Below are 26,778 nucleotides of genomic sequence, written 5' to 3' on the forward strand. Positions count from 1 at the left end.
TAATATGGCTAAAAAGAAAATAATGAACATAGCAGTGATGGCCCATGTTGATGCAGGAAAATCTACTTTAGTAGATGCACTACTTAGTCAAAGTGGAGTGTTTAGAGCAAATGAAGAAGTAGTAGACTGTGTTATGGATAGTAATGACATTGAGAGAGAACGTGGAATTACAATCTATTCAAAAAACTGTGCAATAGAGCATAATGACATTAAAATAAATATAGTAGATACACCAGGACATGCTGACTTCTCATCTGAAGTTGAGCGTATTATAAAGACAGTGGATACGGCAATATTATTAGTAGATTCAAGTGAAGGACCAATGCCTCAAACTAGATTCGTATTAAAAAAGGCATTAGAAAGAGGTCTTAGACCAATCCTATTCATAAATAAGATTGATAAGAAGGATCAAAGAGCAGAAGAAGTTGTGGATATGACTTTTGATTTATTTGCAGAATTAGATGCAAATGAAGAGCAATTAGATTTCCCAATCGTTTATGGTATAGCTAAAGATGGAATAGCCAAAAGAGAAATGGAAGATGAAAGTAATGATTTAAGTCCATTATTTGATCTTTTAGAAGAACATGTGGACACTTATGAAGATAGGGATGAAGATGATCTTCAATTACAGATTTGTTCTTTAGCTTATGATGATTATATAGGAAGACTAGGAATTGGTAGAGTAACTAGTGGTACTATAAAATCTGGATCTACTCTATCTGTTTGTAAGCGTGACGGAAGTGTGGTAAATGGAAGAATAGCTAAATTATTCGTATACGAAGGTTTAAATAGAGTAGAGAAAAAGGAAGCTAAGAGTGGAGATATGGTAGTTATTGCTGGAATCAGTGATATATCTATAGGTGAGACTATCTGCGATAAGGATAAGCCAAAGCCAATGGAAATGATAGAAATACAAGAACCTACCCTAGCTATGAACTTTATAGTAAATGATTCACCTTTTGCTGGTAAGAGTGGTAAGTATGTTACTACAAGACATATTAAGGCAAGACTTGAAAAGGAATTAGAAGTAAATGTAGGTCTTAGGGTAGAAATGTTAGAAAGTCAAGATGGATATAAAGTATCTGGTCGTGGAGAACTTCATTTATCCATATTACTTGAAAACATGAGAAGAGAAGGATACGAAGTATCTGTATCTAAGCCAGAAGTATTAATGCAAAGAATAGATGAACAATTACATGAGCCCGTTGAAAGGGTAATTATAAATGTACCTGAGGATTATTCTGGAACTGTAATATCTAGATTAAACCTTAGAAAAGGTATGCTTGAATTTATGGAAACGGACAATGGATATACTAAAATTGAATTCCTAGTTCCAACAAGGGGATTATTAGGATATAGAAGTCAGTTCATAAATGATACTCGTGGAGAAGGAACTATAGTAAGATCCTTTGAAAGATATGAGCCTTACAAGGGAGAAATTCCAGGTAGAGCTAATGGAGTATTAATATCTCAAGTAAAGGGAAGTACCATGTCTTATGCACTGTTCAACTTAAGTGATAGAGCTACTATGTTTGTAAATCCTGCTGTAGATGTATACGAAGGTATGATTGTGGGAATGAACAGTAGAAAGGACGATATGGTAGTAAATCCTTGTAAAAATAAAAAGTTAACTAACGTAAGAGCTTCTGGTTCTGATGATGCTATAAAATTAGTTAGAGCTAAAGAGTTTACTTTAGAAGAGGCATTAGAATTTATTGAAGATGATGAGTTAGTAGAAATTACTCCAGATGCAATAAGACTTAGAAAGAAAATATTAAATGAGAATGATAGAATAAAGGCTATGAGAAAAAATAGCTAAAAAATCTTATGTATATACTTTTAATGTAGCATTTAGGGAAATATTTAAATTCTACAAGAAAAAGACGTTAGAAATTAGGAATCAAATTCCATTTCTAACGTCTTTCTTAATGTAATAAAATATCATTTAATCAAATGTTTATTAAAAAAAATACTTTTGCTAAGGTATATTGGCCTTTAGAAGAGGAACTATGTGGCTTTTTTACCACTATTCAAAATACTGACTATGAGAGCCAAAGGGAATAGCAAATGGTAGATATGCTCTTGCAATTTCAGAAAAGGAAGTGGCATCAAGAATTAGCAAGTAGCTATTACAGTTTATTGTATCAATCACTAGAGAGAGTATAACTCCTTCATCTTCCCCACAAGCACCTGGCATTGGAACAAATACAGGTTCACCTGGAAAATTATTTTCCTTGTACCAGTACTTATATGATTTGCTCTTAATACAGAACTTGACTAATTTGTTAGAAAAACCATTGGATTTATGGGCGCTTACTCCATATACATAGTTATAATTCTTGGTGTTACACTTTCTGTAGTTTATCCTAGGGAACTCAATGAAATCTTTAGATAGAATATGGGTTGTGACTTTATTACTACCTAACTCCAAATAATATCGCCGTATTTCTGGTGTGGGCAGTAATAAATCCCCTTGGCGTAATTTATTCAGGTACATGGATTTAATGATTGATGAATCCTTATATGAAACAATATCAACAATAACATTGCCCATGTCTTCAAAGCAGTTTATATGGTGAAAAGCAAAAAATGGTTCGCACTTGAAATTGCCGACAAGCTTACCACTGTTTTTATCTATTATCAGAAAGGTTGTACCATATTCTGGCTTCCAAAATAAATTATCTACAAATGGACTACCAGTGAGCAATAATCTAAAAGGGTCTATAAAAAGTGGAAACTCAGTTAGAATTACATAGTTTTTGGTCATACCAAAACTATGCATATAAGCTGGTTGCTTTACGGGTATGGATGAAATTATCTGTCTTTTGGTGGTCCCTTGTTTAATACTGTAAATATTATAACTGCTGGTTAAGGAAAAACGGGTTATATAATTAATTAGTTCCTTCTTATCATAATCAAACTGAGGGTGAGCGGTTGTTAAATGCCCGGTAACCTGGTCTCCATAGTGAAATCGCCCTAGAGTACGTAAACTATCAGGATCAAATTCAACACGAGGAGGAGTTTCTGTCATGGCAATATAGCTTTCCCCTATTTTCGTAACATTAACACTGGCGTTATCTGTAAAATGTCTGGTGGCATTTAAGAAAATCCTATGGGGTAATGAGGATTTAGGGATAGTGGCAAATTCAGGATATACAATTCTTCCTGTTTCTATTATACTTTTAAAAGTATGGCCTTTTAGAAATCTATTGGTATATGAAATTTTCCCATTGCGAAAGGAAAACTTATAAAGCATGGCTAAACCATCAAATAAGTGGTTGTATTTTTCTTTCCCCACCTCAAATTTTGCTGGACCATTGCGGATTAAAGTTCCCGAAAGCCATTCTGGTACTTTTCCTTCCACTGGAAGTAATATGTTTTCAACCTCTTGTACTAAGGTTTTAAAACCCTGTTCTACATTTATTTTCATAAGATTAATCAATTCACCTCTTAAGTCTTGCGTGATTTAAACAGTATGATTCTGTTCCTGTTATTGAAACATTCATGTTTACGTTCATTTTTTACTTGATACTAGAACTTATGTTTTTCCTTTCTTCCTTCTCCTTAAGATGACTATAAAGTTCCTTTAATTGAGTTAACATGTAATCGGAAACTCCCTTAGGATTTTGTGTTTTCATAATGGAATAAGCCATCTTAGGAGTGAATTTTCCAGGATAATAAACTATATATCTATCTTCCCAATGGGTTGGGGCAAATTTCTTTTTATACTGATATAAATTCTTATAATCATAAAATTTATTTAAATTTTCATATACGTATTGAAGAAGGGTCCCTGTAGTTTTAGTATGAGTTGAAGAAATATCATTTAAGGGACATACGCCTAAACTTGCCCATTTTACCTTTTCATTTTTTAGCTTCTCAAAGGCACTTATTATTATGCTTTCCATAGTCCCTGTAGGAGCATCTATACGACGTCTTATCACATCTGCATAATATCCGCTTTTGTTTAAAAAGGGTACAAAGACTACAAAACCTTGGATTTTACCATTATTATCTTTACCTAAAAAGTATCTCCTATCCATGGGATTATCTAAACTTGTGGAGCCTAACATGAAAGTCAGTTCATTACCCTCTTTAATAGATAACCACTCCTTAGTAATATCATCTATTTGTTCTTCAATAAATAAATTTCTCCTTTTTAAAGGTTCATATTCAAAGACTTGAATATTATTACGATGGGCATTATTTAAATTTTGACGAAGCTTAGCTCCCTTTTTTCCTTCATATTCGTAAGAACTTAAATCAAACATGGGATCTTCTCCACTTTTTATTACACCAAAGTCTGCCTTCTTAAATTTATCTATAAAGCGATTAGTTACGTTTAAAAAACATATATTAAGGTGTTCACGATTACAATAGGATTTAAAGGAGTCTATTAAAATATTAAAATCCTGTCTGTCACAAAGGGGATCACAGGCACATACGGCCACATCCGATGCTATTTTATAACTTATGGCAGAAAAATTATTTTTAGGAAAGAAATATGTTTTATCCTTTTCTAAGGCCACATAGCTATTGGGATTTGTACCGTATAGAGTCAAAAGTTCCCTTATGGAGTTTTTTTCTCTCGTATTTATGTTAGGTTTGTATATGAAGGGTTTTAAAATTAATACTAAACCTATTAGGATACCTATCCAATTAATGATCATAATATAATCTTCCATTATCATTATGAATTTAGGGAGTTTATAGGGATCTGATATATGTCCTAAAAATATTAATGATAATGTATGTAAAAGGGCATGGAAGAAATTACTCACATTATCATAGTAATTTTTAAAAAACAATATGTTTAAAGATGAATTGAAAATAAGGAATAATACGATGAAACCTCCCACTATAAGGCCTGTTTTTTTCGTAGGAGGATTAGAATTTTTCCTGAAATGTTTTCCATAGACCATAAGGACTGAAATTACATATATTTGAAGGACACTTATTAAACTAAATCTGCCCCTACTAATTAATAAGTTTAGAGCCAGACTAATAAGGCATATGATAATAGCTAATATTTTAGCAGTTCTTAAACCCTTATGAAGTTTATAGCTTACAATGAATAAAATAAGGCCTATTACTTGGAATAGGATTTGTATAAGAAAGACTTCTTCTAATAAAAAGCCAGAATAAAATTCACCTATAAATGATATATAGTATCTTACATGGGGAATTCCTATTAAAATGTAAAAGAGTCCTGTAAATAATATTAAAAATATGGCAATATTAATTAAAAACATTCTAGTTTTTAGATGAAGGGCCTGTTTAGTTACCATGAAATCATTCCTTATAATATATTTGTTATTAGTGTTTATTAGATTAAAAATTTTATACAAAAACTAAGGTATAATTATTTATATTTCCCCTTGGTGAGGTTCATTTTACCCCTATGATTTTGGTTTATACATTTACTAATAAACCTTTGAAAATGCACGATAATTCAGAATATTCATATTGACATATATGAATATATTAGGCATAATAAAAGTATGGCAAATGTATCTAGGTATTCCTTCTAATTACACTTTAGAAGAAATATGTTAGTTTATGGTTATGCTTTAAAATTTTTAAAGGAATTAGGAGGATGTATGATGGAAGATAAGAAAATCGTATGTAAGGACTGTGGAGAAGACTTTGTATTTACAGCTGGAGAGCAAGAATTCTATAAGGAAAAGGGATTCGACAACGAACCTAAGAGATGTAAGCCATGTAGAGACACTAGAAAGCAAAATAATAGAAGATAATAAATTAAGATTAAAAGGCATCTATTCTTAGAATAGGTGCTTTATTTAATGATAATAAAATTTCCTTAAAAATTATCAGTTTACAGAAATAAAGAATGACTGGCCTAAAGTTTTTTTGTTATAATGTAGATGGAATTTAGTGGAAAGAGGGGGATGGGATGGAGAATAGGTCATATATATTTATTTTATTGGCAGGTATATGTTGGGGAACCATTGGATACTTTGCAAAGATATTGTTAAGTTATAATCTAACTTCACTAGAAGTTGCTTTTTTTAGAACATTTATAGGTTTTTTTATTATATTCATATGTTTTTTAATTGTAAACAGACAAGTACTAAAAATAGATAAGCGTGGAATGCTTTATACCCTAGCAATAGGGATATTATGTCAGGTGGTATTTAATAGTCTATATTTTTATGCAGTAAAGAATGTGGGGGTAGCCACTTCTGCTGTATTATTATATACGGCACCTGCATTTTCTCTTATGGCATCAGGCATGTTTTTGGGAGAAAATATAACTAAATTAAAGGTGATTTCCTTACTTATATGTCTAGTAGGTTGCTTTTTTACAGCTACAGGAGGAGATATACATGTATTAGAGGCCAATTCCTTTGGGTTAATAGCAGGTTTAGGAGCAGGCTTTTGTTATGGAATGATGCCAGTTCTTAGTAAATCTATTATGGGTAAGTATAATAATTGGACCATACTCTTATATGTATTTGGATTTGCATCCATAGTACTATTCTTTATGGCAGGACCATCAGATTTAATGAACCTTGGAATCGGCATTAAGGGATGGGCTACTATTATGTTATTTGGACTCATTGTAAGTGTGGTGCCCTTTGGGTTGTATTACAAGGGACTCTCCCTTGGTATAGAGCCATCAAAGGCTAGTATAATAGCAACCACAGAATTAGTAGTGGCAGTTATCATATCCCTAATGGCTTTTAATGAAAATTTTGGACCATCTAAATTTTTAGGAGTAATATTGGTATTAATATCCGTAATACTAATTCAAAGTGCTGATAAAAAGGTAAAAGTAGTAGAAGCATAAATTGTATATATAAGAACTTTTAGTTATTAACTAAGAGTTCTTTTTTGTTAAGAAATAATTTAGTTTTTATTCATGGAGATTTAACAAATTATACCTATAATAGAGTTAAGGTACATTGAAAAAATAAATCAGCCAGCTTACTTGTCCTTTTGTCCATTTTATTAATTACGTAAACCCTTACATATACATATATGCGCGGGCTTTTGTAATCAATAAAATGAACAAAATTACTGCGCGATCTGACTACTTTATTTTTTAAATGAGCCTAAATGATAGAAAGTATTTTATTTAGTAATATGAAATATACTATATATATTAAATGAGGAAAGGATGTGCAATATGAGTAGCGTTAATGGTTCTAATAATGACCCTGATAAAAATAAAATATATAGAAATTTATTTTTTTATGGATTATTAATGATAAGTTGCCTTATTATATTCAATATGTTTTTCAATCCATTTAAGCCAGATAAAATAAGCTATAGTGACTTTGAAAGACTGGGGAGAGAAGGGAAAATTCAAGAGGTGCAAATAGGAGCAGATACCCTCTACATAATGGCAAAGGACAAAGATAATAATGTAAAGATGTATTACACAGAAAGGTTAATGGATATAGATCTATTGGATGATTTAAAGTCTTGGGGAGTTAAGGAATATGGAGGAGTAGATGAAAGTAAGGGCCCCTTAGGAGAAATATTGCTATCCTGGATAATTCCTCTTTTCATATTTATAGGATTAGGCAAAATAATAGGAATGACCCTGTCTAAGGGAATGAAAAATATGAATCCCATGTCCATGAGTAGGAGCACTGCAAAGGAATATAATATGGAGAAAAATACGGGAGTCACCTTTAAAGATGTGGCAGGACAAGAGGAAGCTAAGAAATCCTTAGAGGAGGTTGTAGATTATCTCCATAATCCTAAAAAATATAGGGAAATAGGAGCCAAGCTACCAAAGGGACTATTGCTAGTTGGACCACCAGGCACAGGAAAAACTCTCCTTGCAAAGGCTGTAGCTGGAGAAGCTCATGTTCCATTTTTTTCCATATCTGGATCTGAATTTGTACAGATGTTTGTAGGTATGGGAGCGGCTAGAGTTAGGGATCTATTTAGTAAAGCAAAGAAAAAGGCCCCTTGTATAATATTTATAGATGAAGTAGATGCCATAGGAAAGGCTAGAGATACAGGGGGAATTGGGGGAAATGATGAAAGAGAACAAACATTAAATCAATTGTTAACAGAAATGGATGGCTTTGATTCATCAGAACAACCTGTAGTAATTCTTGCAGCCACTAATAGGCCAGAGATATTAGATAAGGCTCTACTTAGACCTGGTAGATTTGATAGACGTGTCATAGTTAATAAGCCTGACTTCATAGGACGAAGGAAGATATTAGAGGTTCATGTGAAAAAAGTTAAATTAGAAGATAATGTGAATCTAGATAACATAGCCAAGATGACAGCCGGTTCATCTGGAGCAGATTTGGCTAATATAATAAATGAGGCAGCCCTAAGAGCTGTTAGACATGGTAAAGATAAGGTGAGCCAGAGAGAGTTGGAAGAATCTATAGAAGCCGTATTTGCAGGTGAGGCTAAGAGAGACAGGATAATGTCTAAAGAAGAGAAAATATCTGTAGCTTATCATGAAGCCGGACATGCTCTAGCAGGAGCTCTACAAGAAAGAACTGATCCTGTTACTAAAATTACTATAGTTCCTACTACTATGGGAGCTTTAGGTTATACCTTGTCATTGCCTACAGAAGAAAAATATTTAGTTTCAAAGGAAGAGCTAGAAGAGAAAATAGTAGTAATGTTAGCTGGAAGGGCAGCAGAAGAAGTAAAATTAAATCAGGTATCCACAGGTGCTTCTAATGATATAGAAAAGGCTACAGAAATGGCAAGAAGAATGATAACTATATATGGTATGAGTGATAAATTTGATATGGTAGGATTAGAATCTCCTTCTGGTAGATATATGGATGGAACTCCTGTGAAAAACTATAGTTCACAGACGGGTAAAGAAATAGATGAAGAGGTCTTAAGTATTATTAAAAGGGCCCATAAGAAAGCTAAGGACATTTTAGTTAATAATATAGAACTTTTAGATAAGGTATCTAATTTATTACTTGAAAAGGAATGTTTATCTGGTGATGAGTTCTATGAATTAGTTAAAGAGTATAGAATATAAGGTATGTATAATCATATGGTTGAAGGTATATTTCAAATAATGTAAAATGAAGTAAAGAATGGTATAAAAATAACTCTAGGTTATTTAAAAAAGGAGAGATATAATATGGCAGTTAGTTTAAAAAAAGGTCAAAAGGTAGATTTAACTAAAACAAATCCAGGTCTTACTAATGTTGTAGTAGGATTAGGTTGGGATTTAAACAAATATGATGGTGGCTCTGATTTTGACTTAGATACGGCAGCCTTTTTATTACAAGAGAACAATAAAGTATCTGCTGATACAGATTTTGTATTTTACAATAATCTAAAGGATCCTGCTGGTTCTGTAAATCATTTAGGAGATAACAGAACTGGAGAAGGTGATGGAGATGATGAACAAATTAAGATAGACTTAGGAAAGGTTCCTGCTAATGTACATAGGGTAGCCTTTAGTGCCACTATCCATGAAGCTGATGTAAGAGGACAAAACTTTGGTCAAGTTTCTAATGCATATATAAGGGTAATGAATGCAGACACAAATGAAGAGTTAATAAGATACGATTTAGGAGAAGATTTTAGTGTAGAAACTTCTGTTGTAGTAGGAGAAATCTATAGACATGGTGGAGAATGGAAATTTAATGCAGTAGGAGGCGGATTCCAAGGTGGTCTTGGAGCTTTATGTAATAACTTTGGAATTAATGTTGGATAAATAATAATTTAAGATTGGGAAGTGAAGAAAATGGCTGTTAGTTTAAAAAAAGGTCAAAGAGTTGACTTAACTAAGAATGATCCAGGACTTAGCAAATTAATGATAGGACTAGGATGGGACCCTGTAAAGAAAAGTGGCGGGGGAGGCCTACTAGGAGGAATATTTGGTGGTGGAGGATCACCTAATATTGACTGTGATGCATCTGTACTTATGTTAGATGAAAATGGAAAGATAACAGATAAAAAGGATATTATATATTTTAGCAACTTAAGAAGTAAGTGTGGCGCGGTTCGTCACTCCGGTGACAACTTAACTGGAGATGGAGACGGAGACGATGAGCAAGTATTTGTAGAACTGGGTAGTGTATCACCTAGAATAAGTAAATTAGTATTTGTAGTAAACATATATGCTTGTGAAAAGAGAAAGCAAGACTTTGGCATGATTCAAAATGCATTTATTAGGGCTGTAGATATGAATAAGGGAAATGAAATTTTAAAGTATAACCTTACAGAGAATTACTCAGGATCAACTACTCTAATAGTTGGAGAACTATATAGACATGGCGGAGAGTGGAAGTTTGCAGCTGTAGGAGAAGGTACTAGAGATACTTCTATAAGCAGTATAGTAAAGAAATATATGTAATAATAAAACCCACCAAATTTCATTTGGTGGGTTAATTTTTATGCTAATATATTAAGTGGAATTAACCCTAAGGCTACCCCTAAAATGTATATTAAGAATAATCCATATACACTAGCCATTATGAAACCATCCTTCTTAGAAACTCCATTTTTCTTTAAAAGTAAACTTCCTGTTGTGATCATGGATATTAATAAGAAAGAGAAAATTACCAGGTTATTACCAAAGCTAACAACAATGTCTTTTCCTGCTATTAAGATTGGGAAACCTAAACAAATACAAATATCAAATATGTTAGATCCAACTGCATTTGATACGGCTCCATCAGCATCTCCCATAGAAGCAGACTTTACAGATAATAATGTATCTGGTATAGATGTACATGCTGCTAGGATGATAACAGATACTATAATAGTAGGAATATTAAATGTTGCTGAAATAACTATGGCAGATTGAACTATGGCATCACAACTTACCCATAGGGCTCCAATAGCTAAAGCTACTGTAATAAATATTTGACCATAACTCATATCCTCTTCTTCTTCGTCCTCTTCTTCAACAGCAGCAGCAGTTTCATTTTGAGAACGTCTATACTTTTTAGTTTGAAGGTATAATACAAATACGTAACACACATAAATACTTATAAGGATTACACCAGATAGGGCAGTGAATTTACCACTATAGGCCATAACCATAAGAGTTATAACACTTAGAGAATAAAAGAACATATCCCTATATACTACAGATTTTTCAGCTTTTAGTAAGTCCTTTCCTTTATAAGCGATAATACTTAGCATAGGAATAAGTAATACATTAAATATTCCAGAACCAGCAATTGCAGGAATACCAATATCAGCAAATTCCTTATACACTAACACAGCAACCATGGCTGTTGAAAATTCTGGGAATGAAGAGCTTACCGCATCGAAGGTAGCACCCCTTACTGATGTAGGAATATTAAGCTTTACTCCTAATATGTGTAGAGCATCTCCTAATTTATCTGATGCAAAGTTAATTACCCAAGTCATTGCCCCTAACATTAGCAGGGCAAGCCAGATGTTGTTTATCCAATGGAACATAAAATTCCCTCCCTCTCAATTATAAACATACTTTAAATATACTTATAAAGATAATTATAGTTAATATGTAAAGATAAATCAAATTAAAAAAATGGCAAAAAAGTGAGCATAAGGCTAAAAAATGTAAAAATACACTAAAATATTTAAATATACCCTTTTTTTAGTCCTAATAGACCTTGAAGGATTTTAATAAAAAATGTAGAATAAGATTAAATAATATTGAAAAGTAAGAATTTTAAGAACATAGATAGTAAGGAGTGATTAATATGGCAGTTAGTTTACAAAAGGGACAAAAGGTAGATTTGACTAAAACAAATCCAGGCCTAACTCGTGTGTTAGTAGGTCTTGGGTGGGATACGAATAAATATGATGGTGGTCGTGATTTTGACTTAGACACGGCAGCATTTTTACTACAAGAAGATAATAAGGTTTCTAGTGATAGCGATTTTGTATTCTACAATAATCTTCAAGGTGGAAATGGTTCTGTAACTCATTTAGGAGACAACAGAACTGGAGAAGGTGATGGGGACGATGAGCAGGTAAAGATAGATTTAAGTAAAGTTCCTGCTAATATTAAGAGATTGGCTTTCTCAGCTACAATTCATGAGGCAAATGAAAGGGGTCAAAATTTTGGCCAGGTATCTAATGCATACATAAGGGTAGTAAATATGGATACGGATGAGGAAATATTAAGATATGACTTAGGAGAAGATTTTAGTGTAGAGACAGCTATTGTAGTAGGGGAGATTTATAGACACAATGGAGAGTGGAAGTTCAACGCCATAGGAAGTGGTTTCCAAGGTGGATTAGGAGCACTTTGCTCTAACTTTGGTATTGATGTAGGATAAGATAAACTATATACATGCTAAATGTATAGGTACTTACTTCGGTCATATAAATGAAAAATATTTTATAAGGTAAGTCACTATCAGGCTAGTTACTGTGAATCTTATAATTAAGGCAGAAGGTTCACAATTGTTTACAGCAGATGATGTTCTGATGTTCCACCTTATAAAAATTTTTCATTCATATTCCCTTGTAAGTAGCTAAAGTTTATTGAGTTATAGCTATGTTTGAACTAGATTTATGTAAGCCTACTGGGTCTCAATAAGTGGAACTTGCAGGCGTAAAGGGTTTATTTATATATAATTTGAATTAAGGGTTAGGGAGTGAGAGTTATGGCTATTAATTTAACAAAAGGACAGAGAATTGATTTAACTAAGTCTAATGAAGGCCTATCTAAATTACTTGTAGGATTAGGTTGGGATCCAGTTAAGAAAAGTAGTGGATTCTTATCAGCATTATTTGGTGGAGGTGGAGCAGATATTGACTGTGATGCTTCTGTAATTATGCTAGAAGAGAATGATAAATTCAGATATCAGGATGACTTGATTTACTTTAACAATTTAAAGAGTAGATGTGGAGCAATACGTCATACGGGTGATAACCTTACAGGTGGTGGTCACGGAGATGATGAGCAAATATTTGTGGAACTTGAAAAAATTCCTGAGAGGATAAAGAAATTAGTATTTGTAGTAAATATATATGATTGTATAAGAAGAAAGCAAGATTTTGGATTAGTTCAAAATGCATTCATTAGAATAGAAGATAATAAAGGTGGAAAAGACCTTCTTCGTTATAATTTAACAGATAATTATGCCGGTAAAACTTCTTTAATGGTAGGCGAAATATATAGAAGTGGCAAGGAATGGAAATTTGGTGCTATTGGAGAAGGAACTATGGATTCTTCTTTAAGTCAAATTGTTAAAAGATATAAATAAAAAATACTATTGATAATATAGAAAGGGTGGAGATTATGTCTATTAATTTAAGTAAAGGGCAAAGGATAGATTTAACTAAGCAAGAACCAGGTCTTGAAAGGGTAATAATAGGACTTGGATGGGATACGAATAAATATTCTGGTGGATATGATTTTGACTTAGATGCATCAGCTTTCTTAGCTGGGGAAAATGGAAAGGTATTAAATGATAAGGATTTTATATTTTATAATAACCTTGAAGGTGGGAATGGTTCTGTAATTCATACAGGAGATAATAGAACTGGTGAAGGTGACGGAGATGATGAGGAAATAAAGGTTAACTTTAAAAAGGTTCCAGATCATGTTCATACAATCGGTATTACAGTAACTATCCATGACGCCCAAGTGAGAAGACAAAATTTTGGTCAGGTTTCTAATGCCTATGTGAGGGTAGTAAATGAAGACACGGGAAATGAAATATTGAGATATAATCTAGGAGAAGAATTCTCTGTAGAGACAGCTTTAGTAGTATGTGAACTTTATAGATATAATGGAGAATGGAAGTTTAAAGCTGTAGGAAGTGGATTTGAAGGTGGCCTATATGCATTATGTAAAAATTATGGCCTACAAGTAGATTAATAAATAGGGCTTAAAAAAAGGCTGTTATAATACAGCCTTTTTTAGGTTATTTATATAATATTTTTTTTGTTGAATAAAATTAGGTTTAAGTTTATATACATATATATAGTAAAGATAAAGAAGAAAAAAGAGAAACGCTAGGGGGGTGCTTATGAGGTATTTTGATTACTTAAGAGAAGATGAAGAAAAGAAGATATTTTATTTACCACCTAAAGATTTTAGTAGGGAGGATCATAAGGATACCTTATCATACTCATTAGGTGCAACCTTATATGTACCAGCAGTAAATGGAAAAATTTCTAATTATATTATACATAGAAAAATTGAGGGCCTAGTATCCATGGTAATATGTTTGGAAGATGCCATTGGAGATAATATGGTTAAGAGGGCCCAGGAAAATCTTCTTATGCATTTAAAAAATATAAACGATAAGTTAAAAGAAGGAACAATAGATTATGAAAGGATTCCTCTTCTATTTATAAGGGTAAGAAATCCTAAACATTTAAAGTATATAATAGAATTGTTAGATGAAAACATAAATTTAATAACAGGTTTTGTTTTTCCTAAGTTCTCCTCACGTAATGGGTATGAATTTTTTAGTATTATAGAGAATTTTAAATATAAGGGATTATATGGAATGCCAATATTGGAAACAAAGGAAATACTTTATAAAGATAGTAGATATGATGAATTAGAACAGGTAAGAATGATACTTGGTGATTACAAAAAAAGGGTTTTAAACATAAGGGTAGGCGCTACAGATTTTTGTAGTAGCTTTGGAATTAGAAGGCCTTATGATAAGACCATATACGATGTTAGTATGATAAATGATTGTTTATTTGATATATTAAATTACTTTATTAGGGAAGAAGAAAACTATGTAATTTCAGGACCTGTTTGGGAATACTTTTCTTCTATGGAAGATAGAAAGGATTCTAAGTTTATAAGGGGTCTAATTAATGAAGCTTACATGGATAAGATAAATGGTTTTATGGGAAAGACTGTAATTCATCCGTCTCATATTATGCCTGTGCAAAGTACTTTAATAGTTAAGAAAGAAGAATATTTGGATGCCTTAAATATTATTAAAAATAATAACGGTGTTACAGGTGTAGTAAAGAGTCAATTTGGAAATAAGATGAATGAAATTAAGCCACATTTGAATTGGGCAAATAAAATTATAAAAAAGTCAAATATATACGGGGTGTTTAATGGAGAAGAAGATTATGAAAGTTTCCTTAAAAGAAAATTATAAATATGAAATACAAGATAAATTACAAGTTAATATTAAAATAGATGAAAATCCCTATGGTTTAGATCTTAAGAAGGTTATGAATATGGCTGCTAGGAAGAATAAAAAGAGAAGTTTTCTATTTGTAAGTAAACTACTAGGTAAGCATATAGCCCTTAATCCTAAATTAGGCATATTAACTTCAAGTATACTAGCCAATAGTTATATGGATAAAATATACAAAAAGCATAATAATATAATAGAAAAAATCTGTACTTCTATAAATTATCATGAGAATATAGATGAAACATATGAAGAATATGAAAAAAATCCAATAAGTTTAAATGATCCTACCATATTTATTGGTTTCGCCGAAACGGCCACAGCACTAGGTCATGGAGTATTTAGTTCCTTTAAGGGAGAACATACTTATATCCACACTACAAGGGAACTCATTCATAAAAAGGAATCCCTAATAAGCTTTGAAGAGGAACATTCCCATGCCACTAGCCATAGGTTTTATTCCATAGATAAAAATTTACTTAATAATGAAAAGAAAATAGTATTGATAGATGATGAAATAACTACGGGAAAAACTGCCTTAAATATAATAAAAGATATAAATAGTAAATATGCAAGAAAAGAGTATACAATTCTGACTATTCTAGATTGGAGAAACCATGAGGATAGGTTGTTATATGAAGAATTTGAAAAGAAATTAAATATAAAAATAAATGTAGTATCCTTAATAAGTGGTTCAATGAATGTGGAACAAAATGGTGAAATAAATGATACTGCCCATGAATATGAAAATAACAAAGATAGTGAAATTGAAATTATAAATTTATTTGAGGAGAGTCATTTTACACCTGTTTATTATCCTTCTCTTAATGGAAAACTAATAAATCATACTCCTTATATTCGTCAATGTGGAAGATTTGGAATAAGTACAAAGGATGAGTTTTCCGTGTCAGATACATTTAAGGAAATAGGTAAACTTCTAGAAAAAAAGAGGATTGGTAAAAATACATTATGCCTAGGAACGGAAGAGTTCATGTATATACCTATGAAGATTAGCGCATACATGGGAGAGGGCATAAAATATCATTCTACCACTAGAAGTCCCATATATGTAAATGGTGAAAAATCCTATGCCATAAAAAGCAAGTACCCACATAAAAGTCTTAATAATAATTCTGTGGAAAACTATATATACAATTTACACAAGGATGCATATGATGACATGTTCTTATTCCTAGAGAGGAACATATCAGAAGAAAGACTAGAGGAGTTAAAGTCCTTTTTAAAAACACTGCCCGTATCTAAAATAAATATAATCATATGTATGGGAAAAAGAAGTGTTAAAACTAACAAACTAGGCAGTTATAAAGATGATGATGTAACTTTTTTATTGAAAAATATAAATGATTTAGTAAAGGAACAGGAGACTAGTGAAAGGGAAAAACTCATTCAAAGTGGAGTACACTATTCAGAAATGTTACCTGTAGAATATGAACCGTCAAAGGAATATATAGATTTATTTTATAAAAGTCTAGATTCATATAGTAAAAAAGTAGCCTCTGCAGTAGGCATAGTTAGTGAAAAAATATTAAATAAATTGGGTAAAAACTTAGTATTAGTATCCCTAGCTAGGGCTGGAACTCCCATAGGCGTACTGGTAAGAACATATATGAAAGATGTTCATAATATAGACATTCCCCACTATAGTGTATCTATAATAAGGGGGAAGGGCATTGATGAAAATGCCATTAGATATATAGTAGAAAGCCATGAAGGGGCCCATATTCAGTTTATAGATGGTTGGACAGGAAAAGGGGCCATAACAAGGGTTCTTAAAAAGGCTAAAATAGACTTTGAGAAAAAGTATGGTTATATATTAGATGATGACCTGGCCGTATTAGCAGACCCAGCCTATTGTGTATCCCTTTGTGGAACTAGGGAAGATTTTTTAATACCAAGTGCTTGTCTAAATTCTACCGTATCTGGCCTGGTAAGTAGAACGGTTCATAGAACGGACTTAATAGGACCTAATGATTTTCATGGGGCAAAATACTATGAAGAATTAAAGGGTACAGATCTTTCTAATTTTTATATAAGTAGTGTAGAAGGGGAATTCCCTAAGGTTTCCAATGAAATAATGGAAGGTTTGAAAGCAGAAATAAGTAGCCCTAATTGGAGTGGACTTAAAGCTGTTGAGGCAATGGCTCGCGAATTTAACGTGGATGATATTAATTTAATAAAGCCTGGAATAGGTGAGACCACTAGGGTATTATTAAGACGAGTTCCTTGGAAAATTCTTATAAGGGAGGAGTCTCCTAATTTAGAACATATTTTAATTTTGGCAAAAGAAAAAAATGTGCCTGTAGAAATATATGAAAATATGTCATACTTATGTTGTGGGATTATTAAGAATTTAAAGGGGAAAGAGTCATGATTTTTGCCAGCGATTTAGATAGAACACTAATATATTCTAAAAGATTTATAGAAAATATATGTAGGGAAGAAATAGTTCTAGTGGAGAAAATTGATGAAAAAGAGATTTCTTATATGACTAAGAAAGCTCTTGACCATTTAGTTAAATTAAAGGACCAATTATTATTTGTACCTGTAACTACTAGAACTATTAAGCAATATAAAAGAATATTCATGTTAAATGAAGTTATTTCTCCTAAGTATGCAGTAGTAAGTAATGGGGGAAATATATTGATAGATGGACAAGTGGATGAGCAGTGGAGCAATATTATTGAAGGTAAGCTAAATAAATGTGCACCAATAGATGAAGTTAGAAAAGAGTTTGAAAAGGTAAAGGGTGATTGGGTCCTTAGGGGCTATGATGCTGATAATTTATTCCTATATTATATAGTGGATGAAGAGAATGTTAATGAAGAAACACTAAGTATGTTTAGAAAGTGGTTAGATCGAGTGAATTGGAATATGTCTCTTCAAGGAAGAAAATTATATTTTGTTCCTAACTGTATAAACAAATGGAGTCCTATTGAATATATAAAGAATAAGGAGAGGAAAAACACCGTATTTGCATCTGGTGATTCCTTACTGGATATGCCTATGCTTAACATGGCAAATTACTCAATAGCTCCAACCCATGGAGAAATATTCAAAAGTTATGATAAAATAGAGATAATAGAATTCACGGACAGGTCAGGTATTTTATGTGCAGAAGAAATAATAAGGAAAGTGGAATTAAAGATAGGTGAATTCTAATTAGCTATACAGGCAAATTATGTCCAAACTAAACTTATGTGAACTTACTTCGGTCATATAAATGAAAACGTTTATAAGGTAAGTCACTATCAGACTACAGGCTGTGAATATTATACTGATCATAGAAGGTTCACAATTGTTTGCAGCATAGGATGTTCTGATGTTCCACCTTATAAAAATTTTTCATTCATATTCCCTTGCAAGTATGCAGAATTTATTGGGTTTGGACGTGGTATATATATATGATGATGAAATGATACAATGAAGGAAGTGATTTGTATTTTTAACATATTCAAAAGAGCTACAGAACCTGAAACGGAAAATGTTCCTGTGAAGAGGGAATCTCAATTAGACAGGGAACTTAAAACCTTAAGGAAGATTGAAAAACATATACCAAAGGTGAAAGAAAATAAAGTTTTTTCAAATTTGGTTTTGTTTGTTTCATACTATATGAATATTATAGATTTCCATAAAGGAAATGGAGAATCTATAGTATCTGTAGATGAGTTATTACTATTGAAGTATATTGATATGATAAATAAAGTTTTAGAAAGTTATGATGAGAACAATTGGTCGGAAGATGAAATAAATGAATTTGTGGAAACTTTAAACACTATAAATGATAAACTATATAAAGTAATAAAAAGAACTAAGGAAGAAAATTCTTCTAACTTAAAGATAGATTTAAAAACTATTAATGATCTAGTAAAATCAGATTTTAATTAAGGGAGGACTTAGTATGGGATTTCAAGATTTATTAAATACTATCGATACGGATGCAGGTGCTAATAATAAGGAAATTGAGAAAAAAACTATAGTGGAAGAAAAAGGTGGACAAGGATTAGTCCCAGGTGGTGGAAGTAGCCTAGTGCCTGGAGGTGGAAGCAGTTTAGTTCCAGGTGGTGGAAGTAGTTTAGTGCCCAAAAAAGCAGAGGTTGCTCCTATACCAGTGGAAGAAGTTCAAATTACTGTAGATTTAACTAAGTTTAATCCACAACAATTAAACACGGTTAAAAATGAAATGGATATTACTACTTCTAATGGAATAAGTCACTATGGTGCTGAAATTCAAGGAAGTATTGCAAAGTTTGCAGATGGTATTTTAGAAGGCGTGAAAAATAAGGATGCAGGAGTAGTGGGAGAAGGTCTTGGTAGTTTACTTACTACTATTCAAGGTGTAGATTTAGATTCATTAAGTGAGAAAAAATCCGTAATGGGGAAAATTCCTTTCTTTGGTAAGCTAGCTAAAAATGTTAATAATGTTAGAAATAAACTTCAAAGCGTTACTGATACGGTAGATAAAATAGTAGTATCCCTAGATAAGGCTAGGCAAGAATTAATAAGAGATGTAAATGTATTAGATGCATTATACAATAAAAATATGGAATATTTAGGACAGTTAGAGCTATATATTGGAGCAGGAGAAGTTAAATATAAGGAACTTAAGGAAACTGTATTAGTAGATTTAAAAAGGCAAGCAGAAGCTAGTGGAAATATGCTAGATATTCAAAAGTACAATGATTTTTCAAGAATGCTTGGAGAGATTGAGAAGAGAATCCATGATTTAAAATTAAGTAGAGAGCTTGCAATTCAAACATTACCCCAAATAAGATTAATTCAAGGTAATGATAAAATATTAGCTAATAAAATCCAATCCAGTATTTTAAATACTATTCCAATTTGGAAAAATCAAATAGCCTTAACAGTATCTTTAAATAGGCAAAAGACTGCCCTAGAGCTTCAAAGAAAAGTTACAGACACAACAGAGAATATGTTAAAACAAAATGCAGAGTTGTTAAAGGTGAATTCCATAGAAATTGCTAAGGAAAGTGAAAGAGGCGTTATTAGTATTGAAACATTAAGGGAGACTCATAATAAATTATTAGAGACTATAGATGAAAGTATGAAAATATATGAAGAGGGAAGAGCTAATCGTCAAAACGTAGAGAAAGAATTGATTGAACTTGAAAATGAGCAAAAGAGAAAATTATTATCATTTAAAAATGCGTAGGTGATTAGATGGATAAAAAACAATGCATAGATGTGGTGACACAAAACTTCATCATAGAAAGTACAGTGAACACTCTTAAATATGTGGATTTTGAGATGAAAAGTCATATGCTTTTTTATAGAGATATGTTTAGAAATGCGGGTAAAATTAAGATTGCCACAGTTAAATCTAAAGCCATTGGTAATGACATTGTCTTTCATATATACTTCATATCTGATGAATTTAATGGTCTTTGCAATGGATACTTTAAGATGGAACCTGAATCTTCAAATGGTAAAAAATTATTTGAGGGAGTAAGCAGAATAACTACAGATTTGGCAGAATATTTCTATTATCTATACAGAAATAGTGAATTTTTAAAGGTCTATTTAGTTTCTTTAAATGTGAACAGTATGGAAGAAATTAGTAAGGATAATGAAATTGAAGAAGCTTTAAAAGAAAATAGAATAAGCATATCTAATATGGAAATGGATGAGTTTAAATCTATTTTATTAGATAGGAAGTTTGTAAAAAAGTATATTAGTAATTTTTTAAGGATAAATGAAAAACCTACTGAAGAAGTAAAAATGTTTTTAATCAACATGCTAAATGAAAGTTACGATAAAAATGTGTGTTTAGTTAACAATATGTGTAAACTAAACACTCTAATAAAAGTTTCTTTTGACAAAGTAGCTTTAAATAAAAATAATATTACTCCTTATGATCTATTAGAGTATAGTAGGGAGAATGGTAAGATTGTATATGTTAACTTAGATTTTTCTTTTAAAAGGTGGAGATAACCTTGCAAAACAATTTAATAAGGGGACAAAAAATTGTCATAGGTAAAATAGATAGGGATAATCCTTTAAAGATAGAAATTGTACATGATATTTTAGGTGGAAATATGGATTTAGATTTTTATGTATTTCCTGTAAAAGATAATATTTTAGAGGAAAAAAATATGGTTTATTTTAATAAGCCTTCTAGTGAAGATAAAAATATTATTTTAAGGGAAGACTATAATAAGAATAAATCTGTGAAATCCTTATTTGTGAATTTAAAGGATTTAGACAAAGACTATGACAAAATCATATTAGCCCTATCTTATTATAAAGAAGTTTTAGATATTAATGAGTTAGATTTAAAAGTAGAAGCAATTGAGAGGATTTTAAAATCTAATGTATTTTCCATAGAGGAAAAATTAAATTTAGAAAATGAGACCTTTGTAATTGGAGAGATATATAAGTATAAGGACCAGTGGAAATTTAATACGGTAACTTATGAGACAAAGGAATTTGTAGTAGAAGCTGTAAGAAATTTAAATAATATAAAGATAATGTAGATGGGGTGTGGCTAAAAGGGTCACATCCCATTTTTGTATATATGAATTATGGATTTATAAGATAAATCTAAAGCATTATGTGTAAAAAATAGAAAAATATAGTATTTGCTAAAATTGGTGGTAACTTATGTTTTTTTTTCCTTTATTATTAAAAAAATATATTATATAATGAATAGTACACGCATTAACTTTTTTAATAAAAGGGGAGGTATATTTGTGAAACTAAGAAGAATCACAGCTATGACATTGTTAGTACTTATGTTAACTTTAGCCATGTTCCCAGTAGGTACATATGCTGAAGAAACTAAGCAAAGCACAAAAACTACTGTTTCTGAGGAAAACGTTAGTACTGCTCTAGATGGAAAAACAGTAGTAGACATTATTACTATTAATGACTTCCACGGAAACGTGAAGGAAGATGCTAGAGAAAAGGGTAAAAACATGGGTATGTCTAAAGTAATTAACGCTGTTAAGACTTACAAAGAAAAGAACCCAAATACTATTTTCGTAGCAGCTGGAGATAACTATCAAGGTAGTGCCATGTCAAACTTAACTTATGGTTCAGTAGTATCAGAAATGTTTAGTGCACTTGATACTAAAGTATCAGCAGTTGGTAACCATGAGTTTGATTGGGGTGTTGATAAGATTGAGAACTGGTCTAAGGATGGCGGATTTAAGTTCTTAGCATCAAACATTTATGACACAAAAACTAATGAGCCTGTAGCATGGGCTAAGCCATATGAAATTATTGAAAAAGATGGTATTAAAATTGGATTTATTGGACTTACTACAGTAAGAACTGCTTATACTACTAAAGCAGAAAATATTAAAGGTATTGAATTTAGACCTGTTAAAGAGAGTGCTGAGCACTGGGCTAATTACTTAAAATCTGAAGGTAAAGCAGATGTAGTATTAGCTTTAACTCACGTTGGTTCTTTCCAAGATAGAGAAACTGGTGCTATCACTGGTGAAGTAGTGGAGAAGGGATTAACTAGTATTGATAACTTAGATGGAATCATTTCTGCACATACTCATCAATCTGTTGCAGGACATGTAAATGGAAAAGCTATTGTACAAGGATACAAATACGGAAGGGCACTTGGAAAAATGTCTTTAGTATTTGGAGAAAATAAGGAATTAGAAAAGATTGATGTTGCAGTAGATACTTTATACAAGAGAAAATCTGAATTAATTGCAGATACTACTGGAGATTCAATTTACAATAAGTATGATCAAAAGCTTGAGCCAATCACTTCTAAGGTTGTTGGATACACAGCTACTGAATTACCACATGAAAGATATTCTAAGGAGCCTTCAGCTTTAGGAACTTTAATCTGTGAGTACTTAGGTAAGGCTGCAGGTACTGATATTGCTATCACTAATGGTGGTGGAATCAGAACTTCATTAAATGCTGGAGACGTTACTTTAGGAGAATTATATGAAGTATTACCTTTTGATAACTTCTTAGTGAAGATGGACTTAAAAGGATCTCATATAAAGGCATTACTTGAACATGGTATTGGAAATGAAGATATTGGTATGGTTCAATACTCAGGTATTGATGTAACATATGATGCTACTAAAGAAGTTGGACAAAAGATCTCTTCTATGAAAGTTAATGGAGTAGAAGTAGAAATGGATAAGGTATATAGTGTAGCTACTAATGACTTTATCTACAACATTGATAACCCAGCTAAGGGTGGAGATGGTTTTGACTTTGCTGGAGCTATGAATGTGGAAATTTCTAAGGATGATATGAGAGAAGCAGTAGTTAAAGGTTTTGCAGCAACATTAGATAAGAAGGTTGAGCAAAAGCCTATGGTAGAAGTTAAGCCTGCAGCTAAATCTAAAGCTGTATACGTAGTTAAGGTTAATGATGTATTATGGAAAATTGGTAAAGCTCATGGTGTGGATTACAAGGAAATTATTAAGTTAAACAACTTAAAAAATCCTAATGTAATTGTACCAGGACAAAAATTATTAATTCCTGCTATGTAATTAATAATAAAGAGGGTGAGACAATTTGTCTTATCCTCTTTTTAAAAGTGAAGAATAGAGAGTTGTATTGTGTGTAAGCTAGAGGTGGGTGAACCTACTGCATTTCGATAAATAAAAAATATTTTCAGAGGTAAGTCACTATCAGGCTAGACAGGGTGAATGTGATAGTCAGGGTAGAGGGCTCACAATTGTTTACAGCAGAGGATGTTCTGATGTTCCACCTGCTGAAAAATTTTTCATTCATCTCAACTTGTAGGTAGCAGTAGTTTGTAGTATTTGAAAGAAGTATACTTATACAGCTTTTTATTTTTTACTTTTGAAGAAAGGATAATTGTTTATGAAGAAAATGATGAATGATAACAAATATAAAATAGGTGTATATGGAGTAGCTGTACTTATAATGGTCATAGTGGGATTTATGAATTTGGGCAGTGAGTATTATGATAGGGCCTTAGCGAAAAGGGGAGAGACTGTGGATGCTAGGGTAATAAAGATGTATTTGGATGATAGGGATGATAAGGAATCTACTAGGAGTTATAGGACTCAGGAGTTTGAGGTGGAAATAACTAGTGCAGGACATAAGGGCGAGACTTATGTTATGAGAAATACTATAGAAGTGATGGATGTATATAATATAGAGGTTGAAGTGGGAGAGAATATAGTTCTTACTTTGATGGAGGATGAGAATAAGAAGGTGGAGAATCTTCATATTTATGATAAGTCTAGGGAAATATACATATATTTATTTGTCTGTTTCTTCTTTGTAATTCTATTGGTTATAGGAGGAAAAAGTGGAGTTAAATCCATATTTACCTTAATATTTACAGGTTTTATGATAGTGAAACTTTTAATTCCACTAATATTAAAGGGGTATAATCCTATACTTATTACTGTACTTGTTTGTAGCGTTATAATAGCCATAACTCTTTTAATAATAGGAGATATGAGTAAAAAGACCTTATCAGCTATTATAGGAACCCTAGGTGGAGTTATAGTGGCTGGAGTACTTGCTATGATTGTAGGTAATCTATGTAAGATAACAGGTCTTGCAGATGAGGACATTCAGTCTTTAGTTTATATGACTAAAAATTATAATATGAATTTTAAGGGCATATTATTTTCTGCCATAATCATAGGGGCATTAGGTGCTGTAATGGATGTGAGTATATCCATAGCATCATCCATGTTTGAGATAAAGAGTATTAAACCAGATATTAAGAAGGGGAGTTTATTTAAATCTGGTATGAATATAGGTAAAGATATTATGGGATCTATGGCTAATACTTTAATATTAGCTTATACAGGTGGAGCCATGCAGCTTATGCTATTTTTCTTAGCATCAGGTGCAACTACTAAGGAAATAGTCAATCTGGAAATGGCCGCTGTAGAAATTATAAGGGCTCTATCGGGAAGTGTGGGGCTAGCTGCAACCATTCCTATTACAGCTATAAGTGTGATTCTAATAGACGATTTTTTGAAAGATAAAAAGAATAATAAAAAGAAGTAATACTAAAACTCCTAGATTAAATCTAGGGGTTTTAGTATTAAATTATATATTTTTTCTGTTAAACCTTTGTAAATCTTTCGTAACTACTTTTATGACTAAAAGGAGTACACTAGAGTTAAGATAAAGCTAGGAGGCGAAAGAAAAAATGTTGCGAGATAAAGTGCTAAAAATTATGGCAGTTGCCATGCTAGGGGGAGTCCTTTTATTTACTACAGCTTGTGGAAGTACTAAAATAACGGCCAGTATTTCGGCAGTTTCAACAGAGAAAGGTAAAGTAATAAATGAAAATATAAATATAGATAAACCCTATATAAAAGTTAATGGGAATTCTATTAAATTAGAGGGACTATCTGATGAAAATGTACAATCAAAGATTAATAACCATATAAAATATGAGTTAGAGGACTATATTAATTTAAAAGTACAGGATGAAAAATATATTTATGATGAATTTAATAAGGATGATAAGGACTATGAACCTAAAGAAGTTAAAGTAACCACTAAGAGCACATACAATAAAGACAATATATTATCTGTTGTGACTCATATTAATACGAGAGAAAGTGCAAATTATTCTTATGAAATTAAGAATACTTACAACATAGATTTAAAAACTGGACAAAATATTGAATTAGATAAGTTGTTTAAAAACAAGAATTATGTAGATGTTATACAAAAATATGTTGAAGATGAAATAGCTAAAAATCCAGAAGATTACAATACTAGTAGTGTGAATAATTCATTAAGACGAGATTATTACTTAGAAAAGGACAACCTTGTAATAGTATTTAAACCAGGAATGATAGCATCTTATAGTAAGGGGAATAGGGAATTTAAAATTCCTATTAAAAGTTTTGGAGATGATTTTAGTACTGATATTAAAATAGAAAGTTCAGCTGTAATTGTAGATAGAAAGCAAATAGCAATAGACGATAGGAGTTTAAAAAGTATTGTAAATATTCCTGTTATAAAGGATATAAAACTAAACATAGAGGGTGTAGATTATAAAGAAATACAAGATAATCTAAATAATTTATTTGAAAAGGAAGCAATGGAGTTTAGGGAAGAAATGTACGAAGATGCTAAAGTTGCCATGGAAGAGTCTGAAAAAATAGGGTATAAGTTAAGACCATATGTGGCAAATGTGACCTTTGATGAAAAATATAATAAGGGAAATTTACTTAGTATATATACTGTTTACTATACTTATACAGGTGGTGCCCATGGAAATCACCAAGATGTGGCTTATAATGTGGATTTAACTAACGGGAAAATATTAAAATTAAATGATATATTTAAAAATGAAGTAGATTATAAAAAAGTAATCAATGATGAAATCAATAAGCAAATAAGAGAAATACAGGAACAAGCAAAGGCTGAGGGTATAAGTAGGGGTGAAAAAGTAGAAGATATTTATTTACCACATAGGGGCTTTAAATCCATAAGAGATGATCATGGATTCTACTTTAAGGATGATTCTATAGTTATATACTTTGATTTGTATGAAATTGGTCCTTATGCGGCAGGAATAATAGAATTTCCTATAAAAATTTCAAATATAGGGGATAGTCTAAAAGATGAATATGTTATAAAATAGACCTAGATTTATTCTAGGTCTTATTTTTTGATGAAATCATTTGAATAATACCAATGGACATAACTCATC

Annotated in this window: 22 protein-coding genes; 19 read left to right on the plus strand and 3 right to left on the minus strand. The window is 31.6% G+C overall.

Features of this window, described 5'->3' with window-relative positions:
• Positions 1 to 4: 4 nt before the first annotated feature.
• Positions 5 to 1,819, plus strand: coding sequence for a translational GTPase TypA (typA, locus tag CCE28_RS03280; RefSeq protein WP_095130964.1), 1,815 nt, complete (start codon positions 5 to 7; stop codon positions 1,817 to 1,819).
• 207 nt (positions 1,820 to 2,026) lie between these two features.
• Here typA and CCE28_RS03285 read toward each other — a convergent pair whose 3' ends face one another.
• Together CCE28_RS03285 and CCE28_RS03290 are read right to left on the minus strand one after the other, a co-directional pair.
• Complete coding sequence (locus CCE28_RS03285; RefSeq protein ID WP_095131435.1) at positions 2,027 to 3,430, minus strand: carotenoid oxygenase family protein; 1,404 nt, start codon at positions 3,428 to 3,430, stop codon at positions 2,027 to 2,029.
• Between the two features lie 91 nt (positions 3,431 to 3,521).
• A complete protein-coding gene (locus CCE28_RS03290) occupies positions 3,522 to 5,288 on the minus strand; it encodes a bifunctional lysylphosphatidylglycerol flippase/synthetase MprF (protein ID WP_095130966.1) in 1,767 nt (588 codons plus the stop codon).
• A gap of 315 nt (positions 5,289 to 5,603) precedes the next feature.
• On the opposite strand from CCE28_RS03290, the gene CCE28_RS03295 reads away from it, so the two are divergent.
• From CCE28_RS03295 to CCE28_RS03315, 5 genes are all read left to right on the plus strand, one after another.
• On the plus strand, positions 5,604 to 5,756 hold the full coding sequence (locus CCE28_RS03295; RefSeq protein WP_095130968.1) for a zinc-ribbon domain-containing protein: 153 nt from the start codon (positions 5,604 to 5,606) through the stop codon (positions 5,754 to 5,756).
• A gap of 158 nt (positions 5,757 to 5,914) precedes the next feature.
• Positions 5,915 to 6,811, plus strand: a complete 897-nt coding sequence (locus tag CCE28_RS03300) for a DMT family transporter (protein WP_095130970.1) — start codon at positions 5,915 to 5,917, stop codon at positions 6,809 to 6,811.
• A gap of 339 nt (positions 6,812 to 7,150) precedes the next feature.
• Complete coding sequence (gene ftsH, locus CCE28_RS03305) at positions 7,151 to 8,998, plus strand: ATP-dependent zinc metalloprotease FtsH (RefSeq protein ID WP_242972879.1); 1,848 nt, start codon at positions 7,151 to 7,153, stop codon at positions 8,996 to 8,998.
• Between the two features lie 105 nt (positions 8,999 to 9,103).
• Positions 9,104 to 9,685 carry a TerD family protein gene (locus tag CCE28_RS03310; RefSeq protein WP_095130972.1) on the plus strand — a complete coding sequence of 194 codons (582 nt, stop codon included), beginning with the start codon at positions 9,104 to 9,106 and terminating at the stop codon, positions 9,683 to 9,685.
• Positions 9,686 to 9,715: 30 nt separating this feature from the next.
• Positions 9,716 to 10,327, plus strand: coding sequence for a TerD family protein (locus tag CCE28_RS03315; RefSeq protein WP_095130974.1), 612 nt, complete (start codon positions 9,716 to 9,718; stop codon positions 10,325 to 10,327).
• A gap of 38 nt (positions 10,328 to 10,365) precedes the next feature.
• On the opposite strand, the gene CCE28_RS03320 is transcribed toward CCE28_RS03315, so the two are convergent.
• Positions 10,366 to 11,403, minus strand: a complete 1,038-nt coding sequence (locus CCE28_RS03320; RefSeq protein WP_095130976.1) for a sodium:calcium antiporter — start codon at positions 11,401 to 11,403, stop codon at positions 10,366 to 10,368.
• Between the two features lie 266 nt (positions 11,404 to 11,669).
• On the opposite strand from CCE28_RS03320, the gene CCE28_RS03325 reads away from it, so the two are divergent.
• From CCE28_RS03325 to CCE28_RS03385, 13 genes are all read left to right on the plus strand, one after another.
• Positions 11,670 to 12,251, plus strand: coding sequence for a TerD family protein (locus CCE28_RS03325; RefSeq protein WP_095130978.1), 582 nt, complete (start codon positions 11,670 to 11,672; stop codon positions 12,249 to 12,251).
• A 330-nt stretch (positions 12,252 to 12,581) separates the two neighbouring features.
• On the plus strand, positions 12,582 to 13,184 hold the full coding sequence (locus tag CCE28_RS03330) for a TerD family protein (RefSeq protein WP_095130980.1): 603 nt from the start codon (positions 12,582 to 12,584) through the stop codon (positions 13,182 to 13,184).
• A gap of 35 nt (positions 13,185 to 13,219) precedes the next feature.
• Positions 13,220 to 13,801: a TerD family protein gene (locus tag CCE28_RS03335; protein WP_095130982.1), complete on the plus strand. Its 582-nt coding sequence runs from the start codon at positions 13,220 to 13,222 to the stop codon at positions 13,799 to 13,801.
• A gap of 151 nt (positions 13,802 to 13,952) precedes the next feature.
• A complete protein-coding gene (locus CCE28_RS03340; RefSeq protein WP_095130984.1) occupies positions 13,953 to 15,056 on the plus strand; it encodes an HpcH/HpaI aldolase/citrate lyase family protein in 1,104 nt (367 codons plus the stop codon).
• Positions 15,028 to 17,487 carry a phosphoribosyltransferase gene (locus CCE28_RS03345; protein ID WP_176461643.1) on the plus strand — a complete coding sequence of 820 codons (2,460 nt, stop codon included), beginning with the start codon at positions 15,028 to 15,030 and terminating at the stop codon, positions 17,485 to 17,487. Before CCE28_RS03340 ends, CCE28_RS03345 begins: the two co-directional genes overlap by 29 nt.
• The gene (locus tag CCE28_RS03350) at positions 17,484 to 18,275 is read left to right on the plus strand and encodes an HAD family hydrolase (protein WP_095130988.1); all 792 of its coding nucleotides are present in this window, start codon (positions 17,484 to 17,486) and stop codon (positions 18,273 to 18,275) included. Before CCE28_RS03345 ends, CCE28_RS03350 begins: the two co-directional genes overlap by 4 nt.
• Before the next feature lie 261 nt (positions 18,276 to 18,536).
• Positions 18,537 to 19,001 (plus strand): hypothetical protein, encoded by a 465-nt coding sequence (locus CCE28_RS03355; protein WP_095130990.1) that lies wholly within the window; start codon positions 18,537 to 18,539, stop codon positions 18,999 to 19,001.
• A 13-nt stretch (positions 19,002 to 19,014) separates the two neighbouring features.
• Entirely contained in the window at positions 19,015 to 20,286 is a 1,272-nt protein-coding gene (locus tag CCE28_RS03360; RefSeq protein ID WP_095130993.1) for a toxic anion resistance protein, read from the plus strand.
• A gap of 8 nt (positions 20,287 to 20,294) precedes the next feature.
• Positions 20,295 to 21,065 (plus strand): hypothetical protein, encoded by a 771-nt coding sequence (locus tag CCE28_RS03365; RefSeq protein WP_095130995.1) that lies wholly within the window; start codon positions 20,295 to 20,297, stop codon positions 21,063 to 21,065.
• Positions 21,066 to 21,067: 2 nt separating this feature from the next.
• Entirely contained in the window at positions 21,068 to 21,607 is a 540-nt protein-coding gene (locus CCE28_RS03370) for a TerD family protein (RefSeq protein WP_176461644.1), read from the plus strand.
• Between the two features lie 216 nt (positions 21,608 to 21,823).
• Entirely contained in the window at positions 21,824 to 23,605 is a 1,782-nt protein-coding gene (locus CCE28_RS03375) for a 5'-nucleotidase C-terminal domain-containing protein (protein WP_176461645.1), read from the plus strand.
• 337 nt (positions 23,606 to 23,942) lie between these two features.
• A complete protein-coding gene (locus tag CCE28_RS03380) occupies positions 23,943 to 25,112 on the plus strand; it encodes a YibE/F family protein (protein ID WP_095131001.1) in 1,170 nt (389 codons plus the stop codon).
• 145 nt (positions 25,113 to 25,257) lie between these two features.
• On the plus strand, positions 25,258 to 26,709 hold the full coding sequence (locus CCE28_RS03385) for a DUF3298 domain-containing protein (RefSeq protein WP_095131004.1): 1,452 nt from the start codon (positions 25,258 to 25,260) through the stop codon (positions 26,707 to 26,709).
• Positions 26,710 to 26,778: the final 69 nt, after the last annotated feature.

Source organism: Anaeromicrobium sediminis (genome assembly GCF_002270055.1).
In the GTDB taxonomy this organism is placed as follows: domain Bacteria; phylum Bacillota; class Clostridia; order Peptostreptococcales; family Thermotaleaceae; genus Anaeromicrobium; species Anaeromicrobium sediminis.